General features: G+C 68.0%; 23 protein-coding genes and 1 riboswitch. Of the genes, 14 read left to right on the forward strand and 9 right to left on the reverse strand.

Annotation, left to right across the window (positions count from 1 at the left end; all coding sequences use genetic code 11):
* Nucleotides 1-117 precede the first annotated feature (117 nt).
* Both ctaC and GS4_RS16675 read left to right on the forward strand, forming a co-directional pair.
* Nucleotides 118-1,254, forward strand: coding sequence for an aa3-type cytochrome oxidase subunit II (gene ctaC / locus GS4_RS16670; protein ID WP_007622660.1), 1,137 nt, complete (start codon nt 118-120; stop codon nt 1,252-1,254).
* Nucleotides 1,251-1,667, forward strand: a complete 417-nt coding sequence (locus tag GS4_RS16675) for a cytochrome c oxidase subunit 4 (protein WP_007622661.1) — start codon at nt 1,251-1,253, stop codon at nt 1,665-1,667. Before ctaC ends, GS4_RS16675 begins: the two co-directional genes overlap by 4 nt.
* Before the next feature lie 109 nt (nt 1,668-1,776).
* Here GS4_RS16675 and GS4_RS16680 read toward each other — a convergent pair whose 3' ends face one another.
* The 5 genes from GS4_RS16680 to ctaE all read right to left on the reverse strand — a co-directional run bounded on the left by GS4_RS16680 (nt 1,777) and on the right by ctaE (nt 7,845).
* Nucleotides 1,777-3,264 (reverse strand): bifunctional phosphatase PAP2/diacylglycerol kinase family protein, encoded by a 1,488-nt coding sequence (locus tag GS4_RS16680; RefSeq protein WP_007622669.1) that lies wholly within the window; start codon nt 3,262-3,264, stop codon nt 1,777-1,779.
* 197 nt (nt 3,265-3,461) lie between these two features.
* Nucleotides 3,462-5,081: a cytochrome bc1 complex cytochrome b subunit gene (gene qcrB / locus GS4_RS16685; protein ID WP_007622671.1), complete on the reverse strand. Its 1,620-nt coding sequence runs from the start codon at nt 5,079-5,081 to the stop codon at nt 3,462-3,464.
* Nucleotides 5,078-6,238 carry a cytochrome bc1 complex Rieske iron-sulfur subunit gene (gene qcrA / locus GS4_RS16690; RefSeq protein WP_007622673.1) on the reverse strand — a complete coding sequence of 387 codons (1,161 nt, stop codon included), beginning with the start codon at nt 6,236-6,238 and terminating at the stop codon, nt 5,078-5,080. Before qcrA ends, qcrB begins: the two co-directional genes overlap by 4 nt.
* Nucleotides 6,235-7,173 (reverse strand): cytochrome bc1 complex diheme cytochrome c subunit, encoded by a 939-nt coding sequence (qcrC, locus tag GS4_RS16695; RefSeq protein ID WP_040510830.1) that lies wholly within the window; start codon nt 7,171-7,173, stop codon nt 6,235-6,237. The genes qcrA and qcrC overlap by 4 nt, the downstream gene beginning before the upstream one ends.
* A gap of 54 nt (nt 7,174-7,227) precedes the next feature.
* The gene (ctaE, locus tag GS4_RS16700) at nt 7,228-7,845 is read right to left on the reverse strand and encodes an aa3-type cytochrome oxidase subunit III (RefSeq protein ID WP_007622677.1); all 618 of its coding nucleotides are present in this window, start codon (nt 7,843-7,845) and stop codon (nt 7,228-7,230) included.
* 136 nt (nt 7,846-7,981) lie between these two features.
* Between ctaE and GS4_RS16705 the strand changes: the two genes are divergently transcribed.
* On the forward strand, nt 7,982-8,485 hold the full coding sequence (locus GS4_RS16705; protein ID WP_007622679.1) for a hypothetical protein: 504 nt from the start codon (nt 7,982-7,984) through the stop codon (nt 8,483-8,485).
* A gap of 37 nt (nt 8,486-8,522) precedes the next feature.
* Nucleotides 8,523-9,620: an anthranilate phosphoribosyltransferase gene (trpD, locus tag GS4_RS16710; RefSeq protein WP_007622681.1), complete on the forward strand. Its 1,098-nt coding sequence runs from the start codon at nt 8,523-8,525 to the stop codon at nt 9,618-9,620.
* A 220-nt stretch (nt 9,621-9,840) separates the two neighbouring features.
* Here trpD and GS4_RS16715 read toward each other — a convergent pair whose 3' ends face one another.
* Entirely contained in the window at nt 9,841-10,116 is a 276-nt protein-coding gene (locus GS4_RS16715; RefSeq protein ID WP_007622683.1) for an Lrp/AsnC family transcriptional regulator, read from the reverse strand.
* Nucleotides 10,117-10,152: 36 nt separating this feature from the next.
* Entirely contained in the window at nt 10,153-11,883 is a 1,731-nt protein-coding gene (locus GS4_RS16720) for a DEDD exonuclease domain-containing protein (RefSeq protein ID WP_007622684.1), read from the reverse strand.
* Between the two features lie 673 nt (nt 11,884-12,556).
* A riboswitch (cyclic di-AMP (ydaO/yuaA leader) is annotated at nt 12,557-12,725 on the forward strand.
* Nucleotides 12,726-12,739: 14 nt separating this feature from the next.
* On the opposite strand from GS4_RS16720, the gene GS4_RS16730 reads away from it, so the two are divergent.
* The 4 genes from GS4_RS16730 to GS4_RS16745 all read left to right on the forward strand — a co-directional run bounded on the left by GS4_RS16730 (nt 12,740) and on the right by GS4_RS16745 (nt 17,311).
* Nucleotides 12,740-13,456, forward strand: a complete 717-nt coding sequence (locus tag GS4_RS16730) for a C40 family peptidase (RefSeq protein ID WP_007622688.1) — start codon at nt 12,740-12,742, stop codon at nt 13,454-13,456.
* Between the two features lie 211 nt (nt 13,457-13,667).
* Complete coding sequence (locus GS4_RS16735) at nt 13,668-14,690, forward strand: NlpC/P60 family protein (RefSeq protein ID WP_007622690.1); 1,023 nt, start codon at nt 13,668-13,670, stop codon at nt 14,688-14,690.
* A gap of 42 nt (nt 14,691-14,732) precedes the next feature.
* A complete protein-coding gene (locus GS4_RS16740; protein ID WP_007622692.1) occupies nt 14,733-16,187 on the forward strand; it encodes a hypothetical protein in 1,455 nt (484 codons plus the stop codon).
* Nucleotides 16,187-17,311: a glycosyltransferase family 4 protein gene (locus tag GS4_RS16745; RefSeq protein ID WP_040510833.1), complete on the forward strand. Its 1,125-nt coding sequence runs from the start codon at nt 16,187-16,189 to the stop codon at nt 17,309-17,311. The genes GS4_RS16740 and GS4_RS16745 overlap by 1 nt, the downstream gene beginning before the upstream one ends.
* Nucleotides 17,312-17,352: 41 nt before the next feature.
* On the opposite strand, the gene GS4_RS16750 is transcribed toward GS4_RS16745, so the two are convergent.
* The gene (locus tag GS4_RS16750; RefSeq protein ID WP_007622696.1) at nt 17,353-19,158 is read right to left on the reverse strand and encodes an AMP-dependent synthetase/ligase; all 1,806 of its coding nucleotides are present in this window, start codon (nt 19,156-19,158) and stop codon (nt 17,353-17,355) included.
* Nucleotides 19,159-19,297: 139 nt separating this feature from the next.
* Here GS4_RS16750 and GS4_RS16755 point away from each other — a divergent pair, with 139 nt between their 5' ends.
* The 6 genes from GS4_RS16755 to GS4_RS16780 all read left to right on the forward strand — a co-directional run bounded on the left by GS4_RS16755 (nt 19,298) and on the right by GS4_RS16780 (nt 23,922).
* Complete coding sequence (locus GS4_RS16755; RefSeq protein WP_007622698.1) at nt 19,298-19,711, forward strand: hypothetical protein; 414 nt, start codon at nt 19,298-19,300, stop codon at nt 19,709-19,711.
* Nucleotides 19,711-20,148, forward strand: coding sequence for an SRPBCC family protein (locus tag GS4_RS16760; RefSeq protein ID WP_007622703.1), 438 nt, complete (start codon nt 19,711-19,713; stop codon nt 20,146-20,148). Before GS4_RS16755 ends, GS4_RS16760 begins: the two co-directional genes overlap by 1 nt.
* Before the next feature lie 20 nt (nt 20,149-20,168).
* Nucleotides 20,169-21,485: an ArsA family ATPase gene (locus tag GS4_RS16765; protein ID WP_040510834.1), complete on the forward strand. Its 1,317-nt coding sequence runs from the start codon at nt 20,169-20,171 to the stop codon at nt 21,483-21,485.
* A 202-nt stretch (nt 21,486-21,687) separates the two neighbouring features.
* Nucleotides 21,688-22,086: a hypothetical protein gene (locus GS4_RS16770; protein ID WP_007622705.1), complete on the forward strand. Its 399-nt coding sequence runs from the start codon at nt 21,688-21,690 to the stop codon at nt 22,084-22,086.
* Nucleotides 22,086-23,072 carry an ROK family protein gene (locus tag GS4_RS16775; RefSeq protein ID WP_007622707.1) on the forward strand — a complete coding sequence of 329 codons (987 nt, stop codon included), beginning with the start codon at nt 22,086-22,088 and terminating at the stop codon, nt 23,070-23,072. The genes GS4_RS16770 and GS4_RS16775 overlap by 1 nt, the downstream gene beginning before the upstream one ends.
* Nucleotides 23,073-23,205: 133 nt before the next feature.
* Entirely contained in the window at nt 23,206-23,922 is a 717-nt protein-coding gene (locus GS4_RS16780) for a lysophospholipid acyltransferase family protein (RefSeq protein WP_007622709.1), read from the forward strand.
* A 167-nt stretch (nt 23,923-24,089) separates the two neighbouring features.
* Here the strand turns inward: GS4_RS16780 and GS4_RS16785 are convergent, their stop codons facing one another.
* Nucleotides 24,090-25,427 carry a glycosyltransferase 87 family protein gene (locus GS4_RS16785; RefSeq protein WP_007622711.1) on the reverse strand — a complete coding sequence of 446 codons (1,338 nt, stop codon included), beginning with the start codon at nt 25,425-25,427 and terminating at the stop codon, nt 24,090-24,092.
* Nucleotides 25,428-25,489: the final 62 nt, after the last annotated feature.

Here is a 25,489-nt window from a genome sequence, read left to right on the forward strand (position 1 = left end):
AGGTTCGCCGTGTTGGTCTACGCTGCGTAGTACTAGGTGCAAGAATTGCACCGTGCAGCTCATGTGGCGTGCGACTCGACCGGTGGATGGGTGCCGCCGTCGAGCGAGCAGGAAGGCGTGAAATTGACACACGGTGGACGGCCCGGGACGCGGGGTGAGGGCACCTCGTCGCGGATGATCAAACGGGTCGGGTTTGTCGCCGCTCTCGCTGTCGGTGCGATCGTTATGACCGGTTGCGATGCCCGTGACGTGATGCGCTTCGGTTGGCCGGAGGGCGTCACCCCGCAGGCCAAGCTGATGGGTGACCTGTGGACCTGGTCGGTCATCGCCGCCCTGGTGATGGGCATCATCGTCTGGGCGCTGATCTTCTGGACCATCACGTTCCATCGCGCTAAGAAGAACCAGGACGACGTCTTCCCGCGCCAGACGGCATACAACGTGCCGCTCGAGCTCACCTACACGGCGATCCCGTTCGTGATCATCGCCGTGCTCTTCTACTTCACTGTCGTGGTGCAGAACCGCGTCGAGGCCAAGACCGACAATCCGTCGGTGGTGGTCGATGTGACCGCGTTCCAGTGGAACTGGAAGTTCGGCTACCGCGAGGTCGCACTCGCCGACGGCGAGCGCTACAACGGATTCGAGCGCAACGGCAGCCCCTTCGATCTGCAGGTGCCGCAGTACCGCGAGCACGAGGGCGAGAAGGTCGAGATCCTTGGCCCGGCCGGCGGTCGCGACGACGACATCCGCAACTACCTCAAGTTCAACCAGGTCGAGACGGTCGGTTCGTCGTCGGAGATCCCGGTGCTGGTGCTCCCGACCGGCAAGCGCATCGAGTTCGAGATCGCGTCCGCCGACGTGATCCACTCGTTCTGGGTGCCCGAGTTCCTGTTCAAGCGCGACGTCCTGCCGTTCCCGAAGCAGAACCACAGCGACAGCCGATTCCAGATCGACTCGATCGATCGGGCCGGGGCGTTCGTCGGACGGTGCGCGGAGATGTGCGGCACGTACCACTCGATGATGAACTTCGAGGTCCGCGCGGTCAGCCCGGAGAAGTTCGACTCCTACATCCAGTACCGACGCGACAATCCGTCGGCCACCAATGCGCAGGCGCTGCAGGACATCTGCGAGGTCCCGCAGTCGGTGACCACGGTGCCGTTCGACACCCGTCGTGCCACCAAGGGCGACACCCCGAAGGATCTGGGTGACGCCAACAACACGTCCTTGCCGAACTGCACGGTAGGAGCCAATCGATGAAAATCGAAGCCCGGATCTTCGAGCTGCTGACCGCGTTCTTCTTCGTCGCGGCCATCATCTACACGATCTGCACCTTCTTCTCCGGCCGCGGCGTGGAGTGGGCCGGTGTGACGGCGATGTTCTTCACCGGTGGCCTGACGCTCATCGCGGGCACCTACTTCCGGTTCGTCGCGCGTCGCGTCGAGATCCGTCCCGAGGACTACGAAGAGGCGGAGATCGAGGACGGGGCCGGTGAACTCGGCTTCTTCAGCCCGCACAGCTGGTGGCCGTTGCTGCTCGCCGCCGGTGCCGCGCTGTTCGCAATCGGTTTCGCGACGGGCAACTTCTGGTTCGCCATCTTCGCCGCCGCGGTGATCATCGCATCGGCCGCGGGATTGGTGTTCGAGTACCACGTCGGACCTGAGAAGCACTGACGAGAAAGCTCTTTCGGCGTCCCGCGGGACGACCGCCGAACGGCCGCATCCGATCCGGATGCGGCCGTTCGCGTGTGCGGGTATCCGCGTGTGCAGGTCTTCCCGACTGTCAGCGGGACGGGGCGAACACGGTGAGCGCCCGATAGTCGACCGTGAAGCGGGCCGACTCCCGGTACTCGCCGAGCTCGCCGTCGTGGGCGATGAGGGTCGGGCCGTCGACGGCGGTGAACTCGAATTCGGGTACTGCCATCTCGTGATACGAACCCGACCGCTGCAGCCGGCCGGACAGCAGCGAGCCGAGCAATCGCAGGGTGGCGAATCGTCCGCCGCGGTCGAGGATGCGTACGTCGATCAGCCCGTCGTCGAGGCGGAGTCGGCGAGACGGAGCGAATCCCGACGGACGGTAGAGCGAGTTGCCCAGGAGGAAGAGCGAGGTCTCGATGCGCCTGCCGTCGACGACGATCGACACGGGGTCGCTGCGCCGTGCCGTCTGGATGGTCGCGTACGCGGTTGCCAGCGGTCGCGGGACACGACGCCCCTGGAGTCGGGTGCGTCGACGCACGAACTGCGGATAGGAGCCGATGCTGGCCGTGTTGATGATGGTCTGGTCGTTCAGACGCACCACATCGACCCGGTGTGCGCTACCGGCTCGGATCGCGGCGATGGTCGCGTCCGCCGACGCACAGCCGAGGTCCTTCGCGAAGTGGTTGAAGGTACCGCCGGGGAAGACGGCCAGCGGGATGCCGGCACCGACGGCGATGGCCGCGGCGCACGCCACCGTCCCGTCGCCGCCCACCACCGCGAGGACCTCGGCCCGTTCGGCGGCCGCCTCGAGCGTCGCGGCGATGTCGTCGTCGGGCCCGAGTTCGATGATCTCGGTGTCCGGCAGCTGCTTTCGGATCTGGTCGCCGATACGTGCGCCGGTGCCGTCGCCTGATGCCGGGTTGATCACCGCGATCGCCCCGGCGCCGCGCGGGCGCTCCGGGGTGTCGACGATCGACACCGGGGCCACCGGTACCGACGGCACGGTTATCGGCGGGACCAACCGTGCACCGACCACCGCGATGGCTGCGCCGATGCCCCAACCGATGACCACGTCGCCGGGGTAGTGGGCGCCGGTGACCACCCGTGACAGACCGACCAGTCCGGCGAGCCCACCCAACACCAGGCCGGTGGGTGCGTGCTCGGCGCCGACTGCGACGGCGAAGGCGGCAGCACTGGCGGAGTGTCCGGAAGGCAACGAGTTCGAGGTCGGACGGCGGCGGGCCCGGCGGTTGAGCGGGATGAGGGTGACCCCGGGTCGGGGGCGTCGACGGATGCGTTTGGCCACCTGATTTGTGACCAGACTCGTCACCGCCAGGGTTCCGAGGCCGCGGACGGCGGCACGCTGTGCGGTCGGCCGTCCGGTCAGCGCCATGCCGCCCGCGATCCCGATCCACAGTTTCGAGTGGTCGGCCGCGCGGGTGAGGGGCGGCATCGTGGCGTCCAGGAGGGGGCTCGGTGAGCGGGCGATCGAGTCGAAGATCTCTGCGTCCAGGGTGCCCAGGCCGCGGGTGATCTGGCGGAGTCCGGTGAGTCGCCGGGGGAGTGCCGTCATCACTCAACCGTAGTCGGGTACCGAGAACGTCGGGGCCGGGGTGCTCGTCGGATACGCAGTGCAGATCGCAGCGCGGTCAGGTCGTGGGTGCCCGGCGGCGGTCGTGCGAGCCAGGTCGGGATCGTCGACCGGACAGACGAGAACGGCTGCCGTCGCAGATGCGACGACAGCCGTTCTCGTGGACAACCGACCAGGAGTCAGTCGAAGGGATTGCCTCCCTTGGCCTGCAACTCCTGCAGGGCCTTGCGCTCTTCGAGGTGCTTCTCGTGCTCGAGCTCGACGTTGCGCTCCTGCTGCTCCGGCGGATCGGCCACCATGAGCGACCCGGTTCCCGGCGCACCCGCGGACCCTAGCTTGTTCATCCGTTTCGGGATGGCCGCGCCCTCGTAGGGGAGCGGGATCGGGTGACCGTGGTCGTCGACCGGGCCGAGCGGCTGGTGGACCTCGATGTACTCGCCCTGCGGCAGACGCTTGATGATGCCGGTCTCGATGCCGTGCTCGAGGACCGCGCGGTCACTGCGCTGCAGCGAGAGAGCCCAGCGGTAGGCGATGAAGTACGCCAGCGGCGGGATGACGATCAGGCCGATACGTCCGACCCAGGTCGTCGCGTTGAGCGATACGTGGAACTTCAGCGCGATGATGTCGTTCATACACGACAGCGTCATGATGACGTAGAACGACAGGGCCATCGCACCGATACCGGTACGGACCGGCACGTCACGCGGACGCTGCAGCAGGTTGTGATGCGCGTCGTCACCGGTGAGTCGTTTCTCGATCCACGGATAGGCGAACATCAGACCGAAGATGATCGTGATGACCACGACGACCCAGAAGATCGCCGGGATCGTGTAGTTGCCCAGATACAGCTCCCACGCAGGCATCAGACGGGCGAGACCGTCGGTCCATTGCATGTATATGTCTGGCTGGGAGCCCGCGGACACGTGGGCCGGGTTGTACGGACCGAGCACCCAGACCGGGTTGATCTGGAAGATGCCGGCCATGATCGCGAGGACACCGGTGGTGACCGCGAAGAACGCACCCGACTTGACGGCGAACACCGGCAGGATGCGGACACCGACGACGTTCTTCTCGGTGCGACCCGGGCCGGGGAACTGGGTGTGCTTCTGGTACCAGACGAGTGCCAGGTGAGCGCCGATCAGCGCGAGGATGATCGCCGGGAACAGCAGCACGTGCAGGATGTACAGGCGCGGGATGATGATCTCGCCCGGGAACTGTCCTCCGAACAGCGCCCAGTGGATCCAGGTGCCGACCAGCGGGATGCCGAGGACGATGCCGCTCATCGCGGCGCGGACGCCGGTGCCCGAGAGCAGGTCGTCGGGGAGCGAGTAGCCGAAGAAGCCCTCGAACATCGCCAGGATCAGCAGGAAGCAGCCGATGATCCAGTTCGCCTCACGCGGCCGCCGGAAGGCGCCGGTGAAGAAGATGCGCATCATGTGGATGATGATCGAGGCCGCGAACAGCAGGGCGGCCCAGTGGTGGATCTGGCGGACGAACAGGCCGCCGCGCACCTCGAACGAGATGTTCAGGGTGGTCTCGTAGGCTTTGGTCATCATCACGCCGTTGAGCGGCTGGTAGGCGCCGTCGTAGATGACCTCGCTCATCGACGGATCGAAGAACAGGGTCAGGTACGTGCCCGAGACCAGCAGGATGATGAAGCTGTAGAGGGCGATCTCGCCCAACAGGAACGACCAGTGGGTCGGGAAGACCTTGTTGATCTGTCGGCGCACGCCGGCCGCGAGGTGGTACCGCGAGTCCACCTCTCCGGCTTGCGTCCCGAGACGGTCGGCGATGGTCATGATTTACGCTCCCAGAATGCGGGTCCGACGGGCTCGATGAAATCGCCCGCAGCGACCATGTAACCCTGATTGTTCACCGTGATCGGCAGTTGCGCCAGGGCTCGCGCAGCCGGACCGAAGACCGGCTTGGCGTACTCGAGTGCGTTGAACTGCGACTGGTGGCACGGGCAGAGGATGCGGTTGGTGCGCTGCTCGTAGAGCGACGTCGGGCATCCCAGGTGACTGCAGACCTTCGTGTACGCGAAGTAGTCGCCGTAGTTGAAGCTCTCCTGGCCCTTGCGCTTGATCGCCCGCGCGGCGTCCTCGGTGCGCAGTCGGATCAACATGACCGGGTTGCTGACGTAGCGCAGCCCCTCGATCAACTTGTGACGGGACTCCTCGGTCTCGCCGAATCCGTCGGAGACACGCCACGGGAAGACAGTCTCCATCGCACCCGCGTCGAGGTCCTCCGGGCGGACCAGGGCGACCTGAAGCGGGTTGCCGGTGTCGCGACGGAGAAAGACCGTCTCGTTCGGATCGCCGGCCGGGTTGTAGATCGGCGACCAGCCGGTGTGCCACAGCGGTGAGTTGCCGCGCTCGGCCCACGGGTTCTTGATGATGCCGCCGAGGGCCGCGATCAGACCGGTGAACGCGAACGCACCGAGTCCGAATGCCGCCGATCCGATGATCATCTTGCGGCGGGGCAGAGTCGAGGTCTTCAACGAGTCGTCGAGCTCGGCGACGATCGTCTTCTTGTCGACCTCGGTGGAGCCGCCGTCGTGACGGTCCTGCACCGACAGCTCGGCCGGGATGAATTTCTTGGTGAACTGCACCGCGCCGATGCCGATGGCCAGCACGGCGAGTCCGAAGGTCACGCCCAGCAGCGGGGTGTTCAGCGTGTAACGCCAGTAGTTGTCGTCACCGGGGAGTGCGAACTCCCAGTGATTCCAGATGAAGATGATGAAGCACGCGATGGCCGACAGTCCTGCGATGAGGAACCACACGGCAACCGAGCGCTCGGCGCGCTTCTCGGCCTTGCTACCCGGCTCCGGGAACCGCTCGGCGCGATGGATGATCTGGACACCGTCGAGATTGGTGCCGAGTTTGACCAGCTCTTCCGAACTCAGCTGGTCGAGTTCTTCCTTGGACAGGTTGTCCTTGTCGCCGGCTGCACTCATGTTCGCGATCCCATCCACATAGCGCCGGCGACGATTGCCACGACTCCGACGACCCACATCACCATGCCCTCGCTGACCGGGCCGAAGCCGCCGAGACCCAGGCCACCCTGCGGCTTGGACTCGGTGACGTACTTGATGAAGCCGATGATGTCCTTCTTCTCGTCCAGCGACAGCTGACGGTTGGAGAACTTCGGCATGTTCTGCGGACCGGTGAGCATCGCCGTGTAGATCTGCTGCTCGGTCACGCCGTCCAGGTTGGGCGCGAACTTGCCCGAGGAGAGTGCGCCGCCACGACCGGTGAAGTTGTGGCAGGAGGCGCAGTTCAGACGGAAGAGCTCACTGCCGCGACCCAGGTTCTGACCACGCAGCGAGTCGGAGGCGACGACCGGGAGGCCGTTCTCCTTCTTCACGCTGCCGTCGGGGTTGCGCTCGTAGATCACCTGCGGGCCACCGCCCTGCGACTGGATGTAGGCACCCAGCTGGTCGATCTGTGCCTTGGTGAACTTCGGCGGCTTGCGCAGTGCCTGTGCCTCGCCGCGGGCCGCAGGCATACGTCCGGTGGAGACCTGGAAGTAGACCGCCGCGTCGCCGACGCCGATCAGCGCGGGACCACGGTCGGGCACACCCTGCAGGTTGGCACCGTGACAGGTGATGCACGAGGTCTCGTACAGCCGCTTGCCGTCGGTGATCAGCGCGGCGTTGGACTCGTCCGCGGTGGCGACCTGTGGCTTGGGGGTCAGCACCGACGCGAGCACGCCGGCGAAGAGCAGGCCGGCGAGCAACATGACGGTGCCGCTGGCGCGACGACGCAGTTTGCGACGCGAACGGGCCTTGCGAGCGGTGGTCGCCGAGGCCGAGGCAGACGGTGTCACTGCGGCGTTCTCGCCGGTAGCCACGTCGTCGCCATCCGACGGTCGCGGTGGAGATGAACTCATCTGTGACTCTCTACTAAGCGGATGGACTGGTGCGACAGGTCGAGCCCGGGGGCACTACCTGATGAAGTAGATCGTGACGAAGAGGCCGATCCAGACGATGTCGACGAAGTGCCAGTAGTAGGACACCACGATCGCCGCGGTGGCCTGGGCGGGCGTGAACTTCGAGAGCTTGGTGCGGATCAGCAGGAAGATGAATGCGACGAGACCACCGATGACGTGCAGGCCGTGGAAGCCGGTCGCCATGTAGAAGGTGGAGCCGTAGGTGCTGGACGACAGCGTCGTGCCCTCGTGCACCAGGTGGTAGTACTCGTAACCCTGGCCGGCGACGAAGAACGCACCCATCAGGAACGTGATGATGTACCACCGGCGCAGGCCGAAGACATCGCCACGCTCGGCGGCGAACACACCCATCTGGCAGGTCACCGAGGACAGGATCAGCACGGTGGTGACCGGGATGGCCAGATAGAGGTTCAACTCGGTGGGCGGCGGTGGCCACCCCTCCGCCGGATTGGCGTTCGCCCGCGCGACGAAATACATCGCGAACAGTCCAGCGAAGAACATCAACTCACTGGACAACCACACGATTGTGCCGACGCTGACCATGTTGGGCCGATTCAGCGAGTGCACGCGCGAGGTGATGGCTGTCCCAGTGGTACCCACAGCGCTAGTCACCACTGAAGTATGACGGTTCGTAGTAAGCGCTGACCACTTGGGTCCAGAATTCGTGGGAACTTTTTGCGGCGACCCTGGTGGCGGCCCACGACGGTGCTCTCACCGGCGTGTCCCGTGGCCGTGATTTGCTGGGCACATGGGTTCCGACGACCACTCCGAGACGCCATCGCGACGCGATCTGAACGGTCGCCCGGTCCGCCCCGGGCGGCGGGAACGGATGGCGGGGCTGCTCCGTCGCAAGGCAGTCGCCGACACCCCGCTGGAGCTGACGGAGACGGTCGAGGTGGTCGCCGAGTCGTCCGACCACGCGGCGTCGAGTTCGTCGGTACTGGAGGGCTCGGAATGGCGTCCCGACGACCAGGTGATCGTGCGACACCTGCTGGCGATCCCCGCCGATCGGGTCGCGGCGGCGATCGAGGTGGCCGGGCTCGACGAATACCTCGCAGTCGACTCCGCTCCCGCGGCGCACCTCGGGTCCGCGGACCGACCGTCGGGGACGGAGCTGGTGGCGCTCGCGCGGGTACAGGCCCTCGACCCGATGCATCTCTCCCAGGAGCGGTCGCGGATGGCGAGCCTGGCGTCGCGGCATTCGGGCCAGGTTCTCGGGTGGCAGGTGGCGCAGCGGCCGCTCGATCGCTGAGCCGGTCGGGTTCCTCATCGCGGCCGGCCGGACGCAAATGGGATCCGGGCCGGTCGGCGCACTAGGGTTCTCGGGTGTGAGCAGCACGCAGACCGCGCACACCTGGCCCCAGATCCTCGGGACGGTCACCGACGGCGTCGACCTGACCGCCGACGAGGCGGCCTGGGCGATGAACGAGATCATGACCGACAGCGCGACACCCGCCCAGATCGCAGCGTTCGGGGTCGGCGTCAAGATGAAGGGCGCTGCCGCAGCCGAGTTGCGGGGCCTGGCGTCTGCGATGCTCTCGCACGCGACACTCGTCGAACTCGACCGGCCCGCTGTCGATGTCGTGGGGACCGGCGGCGATCGGTCGCACACCGTGAACATCTCGACGATGACGTCGATCGTCATCGCGGCGGCCGGTGTCCCGGTGGTCAAGCACGGGAACCGGGCCGCGTCGTCGAAGAGTGGTGGCGCGGACGTCCTCGAGGCACTCGGCGTGACCATCACCCTCGGCGCCGAGGGCGTGGCGCGCTGCGTCGCCGAGTTGGGTATCGGGTTCTGCTTTGCGCCGGTGTTCCACCCCGCGTTCCGGTTCACCGGACCGCCGCGCAAGGAGATCGGCATCCCGACGGTGTTCAACGTCCTCGGGCCGCTGACCAATCCGGCCCGTCCGACCCGCGGTCTGATCGGTTGCGCCTTCGACGATCTCGCGCCCGTCCTGGCCCGTGCCTTCGCCGAACGGGGCGACTCCGTCCTCGTCGTCCGCGGTGACGACGGACTCGACGAACTCACCACCACCTCGACATCGACGGTCTGGCAGGTCGTCGACGGAACCGTCACCCGATTGTCGGTGGACCCACGCGATCTCGGGTTCGAGCGTGTGGAACTCAGTGCGTTGCAGGGCGGCGACGCCTCGGTCAACGCCGAGATCGCACGTGGTCTGTTCGCCGGCGCGACCGGTCCGGTCCGTGATGCGGTACTGCTGAATGCGGCCGGGGCGATCGTCGCCGCCGAACAGGCCGCGCCACTGACCGATCAGGGTCTCCGCGACGCTCTGGCCGACGGCGCGCGACGGGCCGCGGAGGCGATCGACGGGGGAGCGGCCACATCCGTGCTCGACCGATGGGTGGCGCTCAGCGGATCACTCTGACGGCCGGTCTCCCGATTCGCAGTACCGCGTCGATCGTGCGCTCTGGATCGTTGATCGTGCGCGCTGGATCGTTGATCGTGCGGTGATCATCGTGGCGGATGCACGATGAACGAGTTCGGGCGCACGGTCGACGCTTTCGGGCGCACGGTCGACGTTCTTGAGTGCACGGTCGACGTTTTCGGGCGCACGGTCGACGCTTTCGGGCGCACAGTCGACGATGTCACTCGCCGATAGAGAAGCCGCCCTCGACATCGGAACTGGAGTAGCTGCGGAACGCGATGTGGGTGGCGCTGTGCGTCACGCCGGGCAGGCGGTTGATCCGACCGGTCACCACATCCGCGATCTCCTCGTGTCCGCGCACCCGGATCTTCGCGATGAGGTCGACGTCGCCGGCGCAGGAGTAGACCTCGGCCACCCCCGGGATGTCCGCCACGGCCTGCGCGGTCTCCGGGATCTGGTGGACGTCGGCGGAGATGAGGACGATGGCGGTGATCATGCGTCTCACCCTAGTGCGCCGCGATCGGCCTGCCGCTCAGCTCGCGCGTGCAGTGATCTCGCGGGCTCGCCGGGCGCCGGCCGACCACGTCAGCCATCGTTCGGTACCGCCTGCGGGCAGGGCGAAGGAATCGGTACAGGCGACGATCCGCGCTCCGGGTTCGGTGATCCACCGGTACAGCAGTGCGGCTTCCTCGGTAGGCGCCCCGAGCAACGGGCCGGCGCCCGGGATGACCGTCTCGGCCGACGCGATGAGCGCTTCGGCGACCGGCATCGGTGCGACTCCGCGTCGCGCGACGCCCGCACTCGCCAACCGTCCGTGCCGGAGGACCGCGAGCTCCCACCCGCCGCGGTCGTCGGGGCGGGCGACGACCAATTCCGCGATCCGACACAGCGCCGACAACCGTTGGCATCGGGAGACGACGTCGATGAGCGTCGTCAGCCGGTCGCGATGCCGCGCCGCGGATTCGAACATGTGGGCCGCCGACAACGTCTCCAGTCGTTCGGTGAGCGTGCCCATCAGCCGGTCCGACTCGCCGAGTAGCAGTTCGCGCGCTGCCACCGCGCGGGGCAGGTACTCCGAGAAGGTCTGCGGTCGAACGGATCCGGCGTGACAACCGCTGATCAGCCGACCTCCCGCGGCATCGGCCCGGCACCAGTGATGGGTGGCGGACCCGAGTCGGATGGTGCAACTGCGAAGGCCGGCCGCCTGTGCGATCAGGTCGGCGACGGTCGTCGCGGTCGTGCGGTTCCCGATGGGGCCGAGCGACTCGGGCTCCGGGGTACGGGTGACCTTGAACCGCGGGAACCGCTCGGCCGTCAGCACGATCCACCATCCGCGATGCGGTTGGGTCGAGCGACGGTTGTATGCCGGAGCGTGTGCCCCCAGCAATCGGAGCTCTCGGACGCCGGCCTCGAGGGCATGTGCGCACTCGATGTGGTCCACCCTGGTGGCCAGCGCGACCATCTCGCCCATCCGTCGGCGGGGATCTGCCCCGGTGAAGTACGACATCACGCGCCGGCGTAGATCCACCGCGGTCCCGACATAGAGGACCTCGTCGGACGGACCGCGGAACAGATAGACGCCGGGCCGGGCGGGGACACCCGCGGCGATGTGTCGTTTGGCGCGTAAGCGGGGGTCGGTGCGCCGGGGGAGGAACCCGGTCAGGTCCTCGTAGCTGGTGATGCCCTGGTTCCCGACACGTTCGAGCAGCCGGTGGAACACCTCGACGGTGGCCCGCGCGTCGTCGAGTGCCCGGTGTGTGGGACGCACGCTCACGTCGAACAGGTCGGCCAGCGCCGACAACCGGACCGACGGAGCCTCGTCGCGGTCGAGGATGCGGCGTGCCATCGCCACGGTGCACAGCGATGCGGTGAACGGCCAGTCGATGCCGAGGCGGGCGGCGTTCTGCCGGAGGAAGCCCATGTCGAAGCGGGCGTTGTGCGCCACCAGGATCGCTCCACGGGCGAACTCGACGAACGACGGGAGCACCTCGGCGATCCGCGGGGCGTCGGTGACCATCGCCTGCGTGATGCCCGTGAGGGTGACGATCTGAGGAGGGATGCGGCAGCCCGGGTCGACGAGGGTGGCGAACTCGCCGATCACCTCACCGCCGCGGATCTTCACCGCCCCGATCTCGGTGATCTGATCGGCCTTCGCGCTGCCGCCCGTGGTCTCGAGGTCGACGACGACGAGGGTGGTCTCGAACAGGGAGCGATCGGAGAACTCCGCCCCGTCGGCATCGAGATCGGCGAACGTCAGCTGCACGAGACGAACACTAGTTCGAAGCAACGACAGTGTCGGGTGTGACAGGCGGGAAGCATGGGATCTTGTCTCGACCCGCGGTCGCGGCATCGAGTTTGTCGGTACCCACTCCTACTGTCTGCCTCAGGTCGAGATCGGCTCCGCGGAGCCGGCATGACGAGCCGACAGTGCGGAGCAACTGCCCGTCGGGTCGGCCTCGCTCGACACGACGCTCGACGTCGCCGATCCCGGCGACTCGGACATCCCGACATGCCCGCCCACCCAAATGAGATGGAGATCACAGATGTATATCGACTGCAACTCCTGCCCGGGCCGTCGACGTGCCTGCGACGGATGCATGATGCAGGTGTTGTTCGACCCCCTCAACAGCGGAAACGATGGGGTCGACGCACGTCCACCGGTCGCTGTGCCGATGGTCACGGCCGACGACGAGATCGCTTCTGCCATCGATGTGTTCAGCGCTGCTGCAATGGTGTCGAACGCCACTGCAGTATCTGCAAGAAGCAACATCGGTCCAGTTCAGAGGGGTCGCAGGGGGCCTGATCTGTCGGTTCTGCGCGCTGGCTGAGCGGAGTTCTCCACACCCTGCCGCCAGCTGTGGTGGACAGACCCGCATCTGATTTCGTAACCTTTCCGAGACATTTGCGGAGCGTCCCGCTCCAACCGGAGTGGTCCGCATCGGTCACCGCTCAATCGTCCATCTGGACGAACCGGGGAACCACAGATTTCGGAGCGATCCGAATTGGGGTGAATCTCGCGTGCCTTCTACCCGATGGTGCGTGCGTAGGGCCATTCTCTCGGCCCGAACCCGACAGCTAACTCGGTCGGCGGTAGGGAGAACTAAAGGAGAACGCACTTCGTGGCCAAACATCGTTTGGAACAGCCCAACCGCGGCAGCAAGGTCGCCAAGAAAGCGGTGATCGCTGGGTCGATTACGGTCGGCTCGCTCGCCGCCGCCGCGGGTCCGGCGCTGGCCGCCCCGGTCCACGTGCCCAACATCGGTACCTTCGAACTGCCCGGCGTCGCCGAGAAGCAGATCCCGAAGGAATTCCAGCCCGAGGCGCAGAAGCCTGCCGCTGACGCCGCCGCGCCGAAGCCGGCCGCGAAGGCTCCCGGAGCTTCGGTCGAGATCCCGAATCTCGGCAAGTTCACGGTTCCTGGGCTGAACCAGGACCAGATCCCGCAGCAGTTCGCACCCCGTGGTGGCGGCGCCCTGCCGGGTATCGGACAGCCGACCCAGGCCGAGAAGGCCGTCAGCGCCGCCGAGAGCAAGATCGGTTCGCCCTACTCGTACGGCTCTGCCGGCCCCAACGCCTTCGACTGCTCGGGACTCGTCTACTGGTCGTACAAGCAGGCCGGCAAGGACATCCCGCGTGACAGCTACGGCCAGCTGGGCGGCGGCCGTGCGGTTGCCTACCAGGATGCCAAGCCCGGCGATGTGCTCATCTTCAACGGTGGCGGCCACGCTGGCATCTATGTCGGCAACGGCAAGTTCGTCCACTCGTCGACCTACGGGACGCCGGTGGCCAAGAGCAACGTCAAAGAGTGGTCGCTGACGGGCGTCCGGCGCTACTGAGCGTCGACGCACAGCGACGAAGTAATACCAGTTTGGGCGGATTGCGCGAACCAGCGTGATCCGCCCAAACCAGTCATCGACCCCGGTGGGCGGCCATAGAGTGGGACCCGACCTCCACCGGGTGGTCGGGGGGTGGCTGTGACCTGGCAGAGGAGTGGGTGACACCGTGGTTTCCGCATCCAGGACCGCACGTGTGCGGTCGGTGCCGGCGATGGCCGCGGCGGGGTTGATGGCGTTCGTCGTCGCGCTCGCCCCCGGTGCATCGGTCTCCGGCGCGGGTAACGCGTCGGCCGAGCCGGTGCGGTCGGCAGATCAGTTGCTGACCAAGTACAAGAAGCTGAGCCAGGATGCCGAGCAGTCGGCCGAGGCCATGCACAACGCGCAGATCGAGTACGACAAGCAACGTTCGATCGTCGACGGGGCCAAGAAGGCGTCCACGAACGCGCAGCGCGCACTCACGTCGACCCAGTCGCGGCTGGACAGCTACCAGCGCCGGGTCGATGCCGTGGTCCGCGCCAGCTACAAGGGTGCCCGGGTCAACCGCCTCTACGCCGTGTTGGTCAGCGACTCCCCACAGTCGCTCCTGGACCAGATGTCGGGGCTGGAGCTCATCTCTCGACAATCGGCTGCGGATCTCAACGGACTCCGCGAGACCCGCAAGAAGACCATCGCGGCCAAGAACTCGGCCGAGCGCACCGCCGCAGCGGCCACCAAGGCCGTCGCTGCTGCCGAGCGCACCCGAGGTGATCTGCAGGCCAAACAGTCGAATCTGCAGCTGCAGGCGGTACAGATCCGCGCCGTCTACCAGTCGATGACAGGCAAGCAACTCGCTGCCCTCCGCGGTCCGAAGTTCGACTTCGACCCGCGTCTGGTGCCCAAAGGCACCTCCGCGGCGTTGGTCGCGGTCCAGGCCGCGTTGACCCGCATCGGCGATCCCTACGTGTGGGGCGCCACCGGGCCGAACTCGTTCGACTGCTCCGGCCTGATGGTCTGGGCGTTCAAGCAGGCCGGCAAGACCCTGCCGCGGTCGAGCGAGGCCCAGCTGGGCGGCGGCCAGGCCGTCTCCCGCAACGACCTCAAACCGGGTGACCTGATCATCTATTACTCCGGTGCCTCGCATGTCGGTATGTACGTCGGCGACGGTTACGTCGTCCATGCGTCGACCTTCGGGGTCCCGGTGAAGGTCGTGCCGATCGACGAGGCCGGTCCGTACAACGCGGCGCGCCGGTACTGATCGCGCGGTGACACCGCTGCAGGCCGCTTCGGCGGTCGACTCATGATCGCCCGCAACCGCTTCCGCGGTGCGTCCACCGTGGCCGCCGTCCTGGCTCTCGTCGTGTCGGCGACGCTGCTGACCGCATGTACCGACACGCCGCCCGTCTCCGAGGACACCGCTCAGTCGGCGACTCCGAGCAGCGCCTACGAGGTCAGTCGCAGCGAGGGGGCCCAGCGACTGCTCGACGCGCTCGGTCCGGCCATCCGGGACGGTGACCGTCGTCGTCTCGACCCCCTGATCGACCCGTCGGCGTCCCCGAGCTTCCGGGCGACCCTGACGACCGCGGTGGACAACCTGGCTCCCGCCGACACCGGTCGCCCATCGTCGACGGCGGGGCAGACCGGGGCCCCACCGGCAGCCGGTGAATCCGATTCCGCCGGCGAGCGGCGTGGTGGTCGTCTGCGTCCGCGGTTGCTGGAATATCGCCTGACACCCGTTCAGGAGACCGAGCCGCTGGTGCCTCCGGAGATCCAGGCGCGACTCGACGAGCAGGGCAGTTCGGATGCCTGGGTCGCGCCCGTCGAGATCCACCACGCGCTCGGCGGGTCGGCGATCCCGGGCATCGACGAGCCCGAGATCGTGTCCACCACGACGATGATCCTGGCCCGCTACGGCGACGACTGGAAGGTGGTCGGCGACTACCGGGGCGATGGCGCGGCGCCGCCCCCGGTGCAGCTCTGGGAACTCCCGGGGGTCCGTGCCGCAGATGTTCGTACTGCCGGCGGTGCATCGGTCATCGCGTCCTATCCCGACACCGCGGACACTGTCACCCGGGTGCGAAGCCTGTTGCCGAACGCAGTCGACGCGGTGACCGAGTTCTGGGGTGATGCGTGGCCGCGCCGGGCCGTCGTCGTCGCCACGGGTGACAACGACCAGTTCGGTGCGCTCACCCGGAGTCTCGGATCGGATGTCGCTGCGGCGGCGGCCGCCACCGTCTATGCCGATCTCGACAGCGCCGCACGGACCGTCACCGGTCAACGTGTGGTGCTCACGCCCGCGGCCGGGACGCTGTCTGCCCCTGCGCTGGGTGTGGTCCTCAGACACGAGCTCACACATGTCGCCGCGCGAACGGCCACGGCACCCGGTGCGCCGCTGTGGATCACCGAGGGCGTGCCCGAATACGTCGGTCGCCGTGGCACCTACACCCGGTTCGCCGACGCCGCACCGCAACTAGCGGCACGTGTCCGCGCGGGCGAGGCGCCGACCGCGTTCCCGACCGACGCCGACTTCGCGGTCGACTCGGAGCAGGCGACGATCGCCTATCAGTCGGCCTGGTCGGTCGCGGCCTTCGTCGCCGACCGTTTCGACGAGACCGTCCTGCGTCGCCTGTACATCGGGGTCGCGGGCACCGACGATGTGGGCCGTCAGGACGCTGCCATCACCAACACGCTGAAGATGTCTCGCGCCCAACTGGTCGAGCGCTGGCGCGCGTGGCTCACCGAGCAGGTCCGCTGATGCGGCGAACACTGTTGGTGACCAACGACTTCCCGCCGCGCCCCGGTGGCATCCAGTCGTACCTGCAGAATCTGGTCGACCTTCTGCCGCCCGAGCAGGTCGTCGTGTACGCGCCCAGGTGGCGTGGTGATTCGCATGTCGAGTTCGATCGCAGCGTGCCGTACACCGTCGTCCGGCACCCGACCACGCTGATGTTGCCCACCCCCGCGGTGGCACGTCGAGCGGCCCGTCTAGTCGCCGAACACGACATCGAGACGGTGTGGTTCGGTGCAGCCGCACCGCTGGCGGTCCTCGCGCCGGTGATGCGGCGTGCCGGTGCGCGGCGCGTGATCGCCTCGACCCACGGCCACGAGGTCGGTTGGTCGATGGTGCCGATCGCCCGTCAGATCCTCGGGCACATCGGAGCGCACACCGATGTGGTGACCTTCGTCTCGCGGTACACCCGTGGCCGGTTCGCGGCCGCATTCGGTGCGCAGGCCGCTCTCGAACATCTGCCGCCGGGTGTGGACACCGATCGGTTCGCGCCGGACCCTGCTGCCCGACAACGCATCCGCGACCGACATGAACTGGGCGACCGGCCGACGGTGCTCTGCCTGTCCCGTCTCGTCCCGCGCAAGGGCCAGGACGTGTTGATCAAGGCCCTGCCGGGCATCCGCATGCGCATCCCCGACGCAGTGCTGGTGATCGTCGGTGGCGGTCCGTACGCCGAGACGCTGCACCGGCTCGCCGAGGAGACCGGCGTCGCCGATCACGTGGTGTTCACCGGTTCGGTGCCCGCTGACGAACTACCCGCCTATCACGCCATCGCCGACGTCTTCGCGATGCCGTCTCGCACCCGAGGCCGCGGCCTCGACGTGGAAGGGCTCGGCATCGTCTACCTGGAGGCGTCGTCGACCGGCGTCCCGGTGGTGGCCGGGCAGTCCGGAGGCGCGCCGGAGACGGTGATCGAGGGAGTCACCGGAACGGTCGTGGACGGCACCGACATCGATGCGGTCGCCCTCGCGGTGATCGACATCCTCAGCGATCGCAGGCTCGCCCGACGTATGGGTGAGCGCGGCCGCGAGTTCGCGGTCGAGCGGTGGCAGTGGCGCGCGATCGCGAGCCGCCTCGTCCAACTCCTGTAGCGACAGTCGCCGGACGCGGCGGGCCCTGATCGTGCAGTGGCTCAGCGGGCGTAGATGGCCGAGATCTGGTCGGCGTACTTGTCGACCACCACGTTGCGCTTGACCTTGAGTGTCGGCGTCATCTCGCCGGTCTCCTCGGTGAAGTCGGCAGGCAGGATCCGGAATTTCTTGATCGCCTCGGCGTGCGAGACCGTCTCGTTGGCCGCGTCGATTGCCGACTGGATCTCGGTGCGCAGATCGGCGTCGTCGACCAGATCGGCCACCGTGGCATCGTCGGCCCTGCCGTTGCGGCTCTTCCAGGCCGGGAACGTCTCGGGATCGATGGTGACCAGCGCGCCGATGAACGGCTGGTTGTCGCCGACGACGAGTGCCTGCGACACGAGGGGATTCGCGCGGATGACGTCCTCGAGTCCGGCGGGGGAGACGTTCTTGCCGCCCGCGGTGACGATCAATTCCTTCTTGCGCCCGGTGATGGTGATGAAGCCCTCGTCGTCGATCCGGCCGAGGTCGCCGGTGTGGAACCAACCGTCCTCCAGCGCGGAGGCCGTGGCCTCCGGATTCTGCCAGTAACCGTCGAACACGACGCCGCCCGACAGCAGCACCTCGCCGTCCTCACCCAGCCGTACGGAGTTGCCCGCCAACGGCTTGCCGACGGTTCCGACCTTGTGTTCGCCGGGGGTGTTGACCGCGAATGCAGCGGTCGTCTCGGTCAGTCCGTAGCCTTCGTACACCGGGATCCCGATGCCGCGGAAGAAGTGCCCGAGTCGCGCACCCAGCGGTGCGCCGCCGGAGATCGCCAGCTCGCAGTCGCCGCCCAGGGCCGCGCGCAACTTTCCGTAGACGAGGGCGTCGAACAGGCGATGCTTGGCGCGCAACACGATCCCTGGTCCGGAGTCGGTGCCGAGTGCTTCGGAGTACTCGACCGCGGTGGTGGCGGCGGCGTCGAAGATCCGACCCTTGCCGTCGTCGTGCGCCTTCTGCCGTGCTGAGGCGAAGACCTTCTCGAACACCCGGGGCACCGAGAGGATCAGAGACGGTTTGAACACCGCGAATTCCGGTACGAGATTGGGGATGTCGCTGGTGAAGCCGACCTCGACACCGGCCTCGATCGCGACCAGGGTGATCGCGCGGGCCAGCACGTGTGCCATCGGCAGGAACATCAGCATCCGACGTCCCGGGGCGAGCAATGTGCTCAGGTTGCCCTCGAGCACGGCGTAGATCTCCGAGAGCAGATTCGCGTGGGTGAGCATGCAGCCCTTGGGGCGGCCGGTTGTTCCCGAGGTGTAGATCAGCGTCGCCGGGTCGGCGGCCGACAGTGCGGTGCGCCGCTTGGCGACCTCGTCGTCGTGGATGTCGGCGCCGGCGGCGATCAGTTCGTCGACGGCCCCCGCCCCGTCGGTGGCGTCGATCTGGAACAACCGCACGCCCTTGGACGGACCCGAGGTGGTCTCGTAGGCCTTCCGGTGCGAATCGTCCTCCACGATGATCGTGGTGGCCCCGGAATCACTGAGAATCCATTCGATCTGCGGACCGGACGACGAATCGTAGATGGGGACGGTGGTCGCGCCGGCCGACCAGATCGCGAAGTCCAGCAGCGACCACTCCAGGCGGGTTCGGGAGAGCAGCGCCACCCGGTCTCCGGGGCCGACGCCGGAGGCGATCAGCCCCTTGGCGAGAGTGGTCACTCGATCGGCGGCATCCTTCGCCGACACCGGGGCCCAATCGTCACCTTCCTTGTGGCGGAACACGGTTCGCTGGGGGGTGTTCTCGGCGATGCCGAAGAGGATGCCGGTGGCATCGGAGTCCTCGGCTATCGAGAACCGGGCCGGCACACTGAACTCGGTCATCGCAGTCCCTTTCCTGGGCGGGTGGATCTGGGGTGGGCCCGACAGATGTCGGTACGTCTCACGTGGCCGGGGCACCTTGGCTCGATGGTATCGCCGAGGACCCTATCCAGGTTTCGCGGGAGTATGTGAAGCTAGGTGCGTGACGAGCATCCAGGTTGCCGACGAGACGTTCGTCGCCGCTGCGCCCGCTCTGGTCGCCGAGGTGGTCGGCGAGCGGGCCAATTGGCGACGCTGGTGGCCGGACCTGCGCCTGGAGGTCGTCGAGGACCGGCATGAGCAGGGCGTGCGCTGGCAGGTGTCCGGGCCGGTGACCGGGACCATGGAGATCTGGGCCGAGGCGGTGCTCGACGGCGTGGTGCTGCATTACTTCATGCACGCCGAGCCGACCGACGCGTTGCCGTCGGCGCCGCGTGCCCGGATGGATCGTCTGGCGGCGCTGAACCACGCTCGCCGGGTGGCGGGTAAGCGCATGTCGTTCGAGGTCAAGGACCGCGCGGAGGGTGACCGGGCCCCGGGCGCCCCAGCGGTCACCGCCGACGGCGTGGGTGTGTGATGGCCGACCACACCGAACGGTCCGTCGTCGTCAACGCCGACGCCGCCGACATCATGTCCGTGATCGCCGATTTCGAGCACTATCCCGAGTGGGTGACCGCCGCCCGCGAGGTGGAGGTCACCGAATCCGGCGCCGACGGCCGGCCGCGGGTGGTGCGCTTCGTCCTCGACGCGGGCGTGCTGCAGGACACCTATGTGCTGGCCTATGAGTGGGACGCGGACGGCGCGGGCGTGTCCTGGCAGTTGGTCAGCAGCGATCTGCAACGCGATCAGCGTGGTCGATATGTTCTCTCCCAACAGGTTCCGGGTTCGACCAAAGTGACCTATGAGCTGATGGTCGACCTCCTGGTGCCGATGATCGGCCAGTTGAAGCGACGGGCCGAGAAAGCGATCACCGAGACCGCGCTGAACGATCTGAAGAAGCGAGTCGAAGGCTGATCGATCTGACGCCCATCCACCTGGTGCTCGGGCCCGGAGGCGCCGGCGTGTCCGTCGTCGCGGCTGCCGGGGCCCTGGGGCCTGCCCGCGCGACCAGGCGGCGCAACGACGGTGGTGGACGGACTCCGACGCGGCTGACCGGCGTTCCCGTGACACGTACCGAACACGACACGTTGCTGATCACGATCGATCGCACATCGCCCGCCACCCAGATGCTGGGTGTGTTCCGGGCACCGGACGAGCCGGTCGCGGTGTCGGCGAACCTGCATCTGCTCGCGCTGGATCGGCTCGAGCTGTTGGAGAACACCTGGGAGGTGTTCACCGACGTGCTGGCCGCGACCCTGACCTCGAGCGCCGCGGTGATTCCCGGCGTGGGGGCGCTGGCCGAGGTCGCGTCCGGCGAGTTGACCACACTGCCCGGGATCGAGGACTTCCTGGCGCTCCGCCGGATTCGCGACGAGGCGATCAGCGGACGCTGGCGGCGGATCATCGTGGACTGTTCCGGTGGTACCGATCCCTTCACGTTCCTGCGGGCGGGCGCGGTGCTCGGGCAGGCGTTCAACCGGCTCTGGCCGCGACACCGCCGGTTGGCCGCGGCGGCCGAGCGCCCGGTGGTCGCGCAGTTGACCGCCGCCATCGACACCATCGATCGCGACTGCCACGACGTGACTGAGTTGTTCGCCGACGCGCACGCGGTCGCCGTCCACCTGGTGGTGCCCGACGACGCCCGCGGGACGCGCCTGACCCCGCATCTGCTCGGCACCATCGACATGATGGGTCTGGCGCTGCGGTCGGTGATCGTCAATCGCGGCACCGGGGCCCGTACCTCGACCATTGCCGACTCCCGCCTGTCGGCCACCCAGGACGCCCGGGACACCCAGGACGCCTCGGCCACCGGGGATGCCGAGGGCACCGAGAGCGCCGAGGCATCGGTGGTCTCGGCGATCGGTGAGTTGCCCCCCGGTGTGGACCTGCGGATCGTCGATCCGATCCCGGAGCCGATCGATCGGGCTGCCCGACTGCGGCGACTGGGTGTCGAGCTCGGCGACCCCAGCGGTCGTGCCCAGGGGGCCGCAGCCGCGACGGTGGTCTCTCTCGGCGGTCCGGGACCGGACGGCGAGTACGAGATGCGCTGGCGTCAGCGACTACCCGACCCGGGCTCGCTGAGACTGGGGCGCGTCGGCGACGACCTGCTCGTCACCGTCGGCGGATTCCGGCAACCGGTCACCTTGCCATCGGTGTTGCGGCGGTGCCGGGTGGTCGACGCCACCTGGGACGGCACGGTGATGGTGGTCCGATTCACGCCGGACCCGGCCGTGTGGCCGCGAGCCCGCTGACCGGGCTCGACCATCGTTTAGCGAGCTCACGACCGCGACGATCGGATCACCGGGGGCCGATGGCGTGGCAACCGGCGACCGGGTAGCGTCGTTCACCGCATGTGTCGGCGTCGCGGTCGTTCCGTGGCGCCGTCGGTGGTGACCGACCCGCGGGGGTCGTCGGTCCCGCCTGAACACGCAGCCGGACAGGAGCAGCCACCCGATGACATCCGACGACCACACCGATGGCCGCCGCGCCGACGAGGCGGGTCCGGGCGGCGTGGACCCCATCCGGGAGTTCCTGTTGGGTGTGGCAGCGCAGATCGATCAGCTCGCCGGGCTCATCGCCGGTCCGCGTGCCGCGACGTCCGCCGGAACCGAGCGGGTGGGACTCGAGGTACCGGGCGAGATCACGACTCTGCTCACCGAGATCGGTGATCTCATCGCACGGTTGATCGCAGCGGTGATCGCGGTGCTCGAGGCGATCGCGACGGCCCTGCGGTCGACACCGGGCCCCGGGGAGTCGGCCGGTCCTGACCAGCGCTACGAGCCCATCGCGGTCCGCATCGACGTCGGTGCCGCCACCCGCACTCCTGTCGGAGAACCGGAAGGAGACCGCTGATGGCCGACCTCAGCATCGGCATCGACATCGGCGGAACCAGCGTTCGCGCCGCGGTGGTCGACGAGCACGGGGCGATGCTCGACACACTGCGCGCAGCCACCCCGCCGACCGCGAACGCGCTCGAGCACTGTCTCGACCGACTCGTCGGAGAACTGGTCTCCCGGTGGGCGGCCACAGCGGTCGGTCTCGCCATCGCCGGTTTCCTGACCCCCGATCGCAGCGTCATCCGATTCGCACCGCACCTGCCGTGGCGGGAGGCCCCGGTGGCTGCCGAGATGACTGCGCGCGTGGGTATCCCGGTGTTCGCCGAACACGACGCGAATGCCGCGGCGGTCGCCGAGTGGAGGTTCGGTGCGGCGGCGCGGGGCCGCAACTCGCTGGTCCTCGCGATCGGCACCGGGATCGGTGCCGGCCTGCTGCTGGGCGGTGAGATCTACCGTGGCAGCTTCGGGGTCGCACCCGAGCTCGGACACCTCACCATCGTCCCCGACGGCCGTCAGTGCTCCTGCGGCAAGCAGGGATGCTGGGAACGGTATTGCAGTGGAACGGCTCTCGTGGACACCGTCGTCGAACTCCTCGCGGACGGTGACTGGGGACGCAGTCAGCTCGCGGCCGACGTGGCCGCCGACCCGGGCTCGCTCACCGGCCGTCGCGTGGCTCGTGCGGCCGCGGACGGGGACGCGGTCGCGGTGGCGGCTTTCGCGCAGTTCTCCGCATCGCTCGGGCAGGGCCTGGCGATGATCGCCGACATCTTCGATCCCGATCTGATCGTGCTGGCCGGCGGTGTCGGCGCGGCGTCCGGCTTGTTCCTGGACGAAGCCCGCGAGCACTACGCGCGACTGGTGACCGGTGCCGGCCATCGACAGCTCGCCCGCATCCGGGGCACGCAGTTGGGTGAGGCCGCGGGCGTGATCGGGGCCGCCGAGATCGCCCGCCGCGGGGTCGGCGCACTCGCCGCCGAGCGCGAGGTCAATCCACTGCCGTGAGTCGAATCGCGTGGGTAGAGTCGGGCGCGGGTAAGGTCTCCTCGAAAGGGTCGTAACCCTCGGTCGCCGTCGGCGGTCCGGGGCCCGGTCGCTGACCGGGACGCCAAGGCGCGCAGCGAGTTCGGAGTGTTCGATGTGGTACTGGACGTTCAAGTACATCCTGTTGGGACCGCTGCTTCGCCTGACCGGCCGTCCGCATGTGGAGGGCTTGGAGAACTTGCCGGACCGCGGGCCGGCGATCCTCGCCAGCAATCACCTCGCGGTGATGGACAGCTTCTTCCTGCCGCTGATGGTGCCCCGGCGCATCTACTTCCTGGCGAAGAGTGAGTACTTCACCGGTACCGGCCTCAAGGGCGGGTTCCAGCGGTGGTTCTTCTCGGCGGTCGGTCAGATCCCCATCGATCGGACGGGGGCCGAGGCCGCGGCCGGAGCACTGACCGCGGCGCGGCGACAGCTGGAGGCCGGCGAGCTGATGGGCATGTACCCGGAGGGCACGCGCTCACCCGACGGTCGCCTGTACAAGGGCAAGACGGGCCTGGCCCGCGTCGCCCTCGACACCGGCGTGCCGGTGATCCCGGTGGCGATGATCGGGACGGACACCTTCAACCCGCCCGGCACCTCCATCCCACGACCGACCCGGATCACCGTGAAGATCGGCAAGCCGCTGGACTTCTCGCGGTACGAGGGCATGCAAGGCAACCGGTTCATCGAGCGCGCGGTGACCGACGAGATCATGTACGAACTGATGCAGCTCTCCGGCCAGCAGTACGTCGACATCTATGCTGCGTCGCTCAAGGATGCGCCCGCGTCGGGACCCGCGACGCGCGAGACAGACGCACCCGCCGCCTGAGCCAGGACGCCGAGCGCCGGACCCACCGAGCGCCGGACTCACCGAGCGCCGGACTCACCGAGCGCCGGACTCACCGAGCGCCGGACCCACCGAGCGCCGGACCCACCGAGCGCCGGACCCACCGAGCGCCGGCACCGTAGCCCGCCTGGGCGGATCGGGCCGCGCGCTCAGGAACGGGCGTCGGCCAGTGCGGGTGCGCTGTCCCGACGTCCGGGCCCGTTGGCGCGGAACGGTAGGCGCCACACCGCGACCAGCACGGCGAGCCCCCACAGGGTGTACGAGTTCCCGACGACGTGGTCGAGCGGCGACCAACCGAGAAAGGCCGGACGGAGCAGTTGGAACGGCCCGACCGTGAAGATGACCGCGCCGACCAGCGCAAGTGCGAGATAGACGGTCTGCGCTGATCGCTGGGCAGACCGTGCCGCCACGGTCACCAACGCCACGATGATCGGGATGGACCAGACCCAGTGGTGTGCCCATGACGTCGGTGAGACGAGCAGCCCCCAGATGGCGACGACTGCGAGGGCGAGGACCGCGTCGACCCGTTGACCGGGTGTGGCGTCGGCGGCGAGGGCCGCGACCGGTCGGCAGGCGAGGACGGCGACGATCGCGAGGGCCGTGACCGCGAGTGAACTGACCAGCCACATGATCTGCTCGGTCGTCGCGTCGGCGGGCAACAGGCGAATCCAGAACGCATTGAGGTTCTGGTTGATCCGTCCCGCCGGATCACCGATGCGGGTGGTGTGGAACAGGGTGTGCGTCCAGTACCCGAGCGAGTCGGACGGCAACCAGATCCAGGCGATCGCGCCGGCCGCGACGAAGGTCGCGACGGAGACGACCGCGGCCCGCCACCGCCGCGCGGCGAGGAACACGCCGACGAAGACGAGCGGGGTCAGCTTGATCGCCGATGCCAGACCGATCAGGACCCCGCGGAGCGGCCCGGTCACCGCCCACCGACCGCGGCCGACGACGAAGACGTCGACGACGATCGAGGTCATCAGGATGACGTTGATCTGACCGAATCCCAGTGTCATCCACATCGGGTTGGACCACAGCGCGGGCGCCGCGACGGCGAGTGCGAGCCACCAGCGGTTCGCGCGGTCGCCGACCGACAGGACACCCATGACGATGTGCAGCACCACCACGAGCAGTGCGGTGGTCAGGAGCGAGATGACGATCCCCGCGATCAACAGACCCATCGCGCCGAGCGGCACGAAGGTGAGCGCGGCGAACGGGGGATAGGTGAACGGCAGCCAGATGCCGTCGCTGGTGAACGGCATCGACCCGTCCGCGTAGAGGCTCTGCCCCTGCTGCCAGATCTGCCCGCCGAGTCGGTAGACGTCGAGGTCGATGCGTGTGCGGGTGCCGAAACTCGAGGTGAACGGCACCCCCACGATCTGCAGGGCGGCCGACACGGCAAACGCCAACCCGATCAGCGCGCGGGCCCGGACCGTGGGACGCCAACGGTGCAGCCAGGCGTCGGCGGCGGCCAGCGGTGTCTGCATTGTCGGCACTCTTTGCTGCTCGTGGTGGTTCTCGGCGGGCGGGGTGTCGGCGGGGGCGTCGC

Origin of the sequence: Gordonia soli NBRC 108243 (assembly GCF_000334455.1) — a bacterium.
GTDB lineage: Bacteria > Actinomycetota > Actinomycetes > Mycobacteriales > Mycobacteriaceae > Gordonia > Gordonia soli.

Excerpts from the sequence above, each read along its gene's own strand:
- GS4_RS16745 (WP_040510833.1), top strand. The coding sequence starts at position 16,187 with ATGCGGCGAACACTGTTGGTGACCAACGACTTCCCGCCGCGCCCCGGT.
- qcrC (WP_040510830.1), bottom strand. The coding sequence starts at position 7,173 with ATGAGTTCATCTCCACCGCGACCGTCGGATGGCGACGACGTGGCTACC.
- GS4_RS16735 (WP_007622690.1), top strand. The coding sequence starts at position 13,668 with ATGGCCGCGGCGGGGTTGATGGCGTTCGTCGTCGCGCTCGCCCCCGGT.
- GS4_RS16680 (WP_007622669.1), bottom strand. The coding sequence starts at position 3,264 with ATGACGGCACTCCCCCGGCGACTCACCGGACTCCGCCAGATCACCCGC.
- GS4_RS16775 (WP_007622707.1), top strand. The coding sequence starts at position 22,086 with ATGGCCGACCTCAGCATCGGCATCGACATCGGCGGAACCAGCGTTCGC.
- qcrB (WP_007622671.1), bottom strand. The coding sequence starts at position 5,081 with ATGACCATCGCCGACCGTCTCGGGACGCAAGCCGGAGAGGTGGACTCG.
- GS4_RS16715 (WP_007622683.1), bottom strand. The coding sequence starts at position 10,116 with ATGATCACCGCCATCGTCCTCATCTCCGCCGACGTCCACCAGATCCCG.
- GS4_RS16675 (WP_007622661.1), top strand. The coding sequence starts at position 1,251 with ATGAAAATCGAAGCCCGGATCTTCGAGCTGCTGACCGCGTTCTTCTTC.
- GS4_RS16750 (WP_007622696.1), bottom strand. The coding sequence starts at position 19,158 with ATGACCGAGTTCAGTGTGCCGGCCCGGTTCTCGATAGCCGAGGACTCC.
- trpD (WP_007622681.1), top strand. The coding sequence starts at position 8,523 with ATGGGATCCGGGCCGGTCGGCGCACTAGGGTTCTCGGGTGTGAGCAGC.
- qcrA (WP_007622673.1), bottom strand. The coding sequence starts at position 6,238 with ATGAGTGCAGCCGGCGACAAGGACAACCTGTCCAAGGAAGAACTCGAC.
- GS4_RS16785 (WP_007622711.1), bottom strand. The coding sequence starts at position 25,427 with ATGCAGACACCGCTGGCCGCCGCCGACGCCTGGCTGCACCGTTGGCGT.
- GS4_RS16770 (WP_007622705.1), top strand. The coding sequence starts at position 21,688 with ATGACATCCGACGACCACACCGATGGCCGCCGCGCCGACGAGGCGGGT.
- GS4_RS16705 (WP_007622679.1), top strand. The coding sequence starts at position 7,982 with ATGGGTTCCGACGACCACTCCGAGACGCCATCGCGACGCGATCTGAAC.
- GS4_RS16740 (WP_007622692.1), top strand. The coding sequence starts at position 14,733 with ATGATCGCCCGCAACCGCTTCCGCGGTGCGTCCACCGTGGCCGCCGTC.
- GS4_RS16780 (WP_007622709.1), top strand. The coding sequence starts at position 23,206 with ATGTGGTACTGGACGTTCAAGTACATCCTGTTGGGACCGCTGCTTCGC.
- GS4_RS16760 (WP_007622703.1), top strand. The coding sequence starts at position 19,711 with ATGGCCGACCACACCGAACGGTCCGTCGTCGTCAACGCCGACGCCGCC.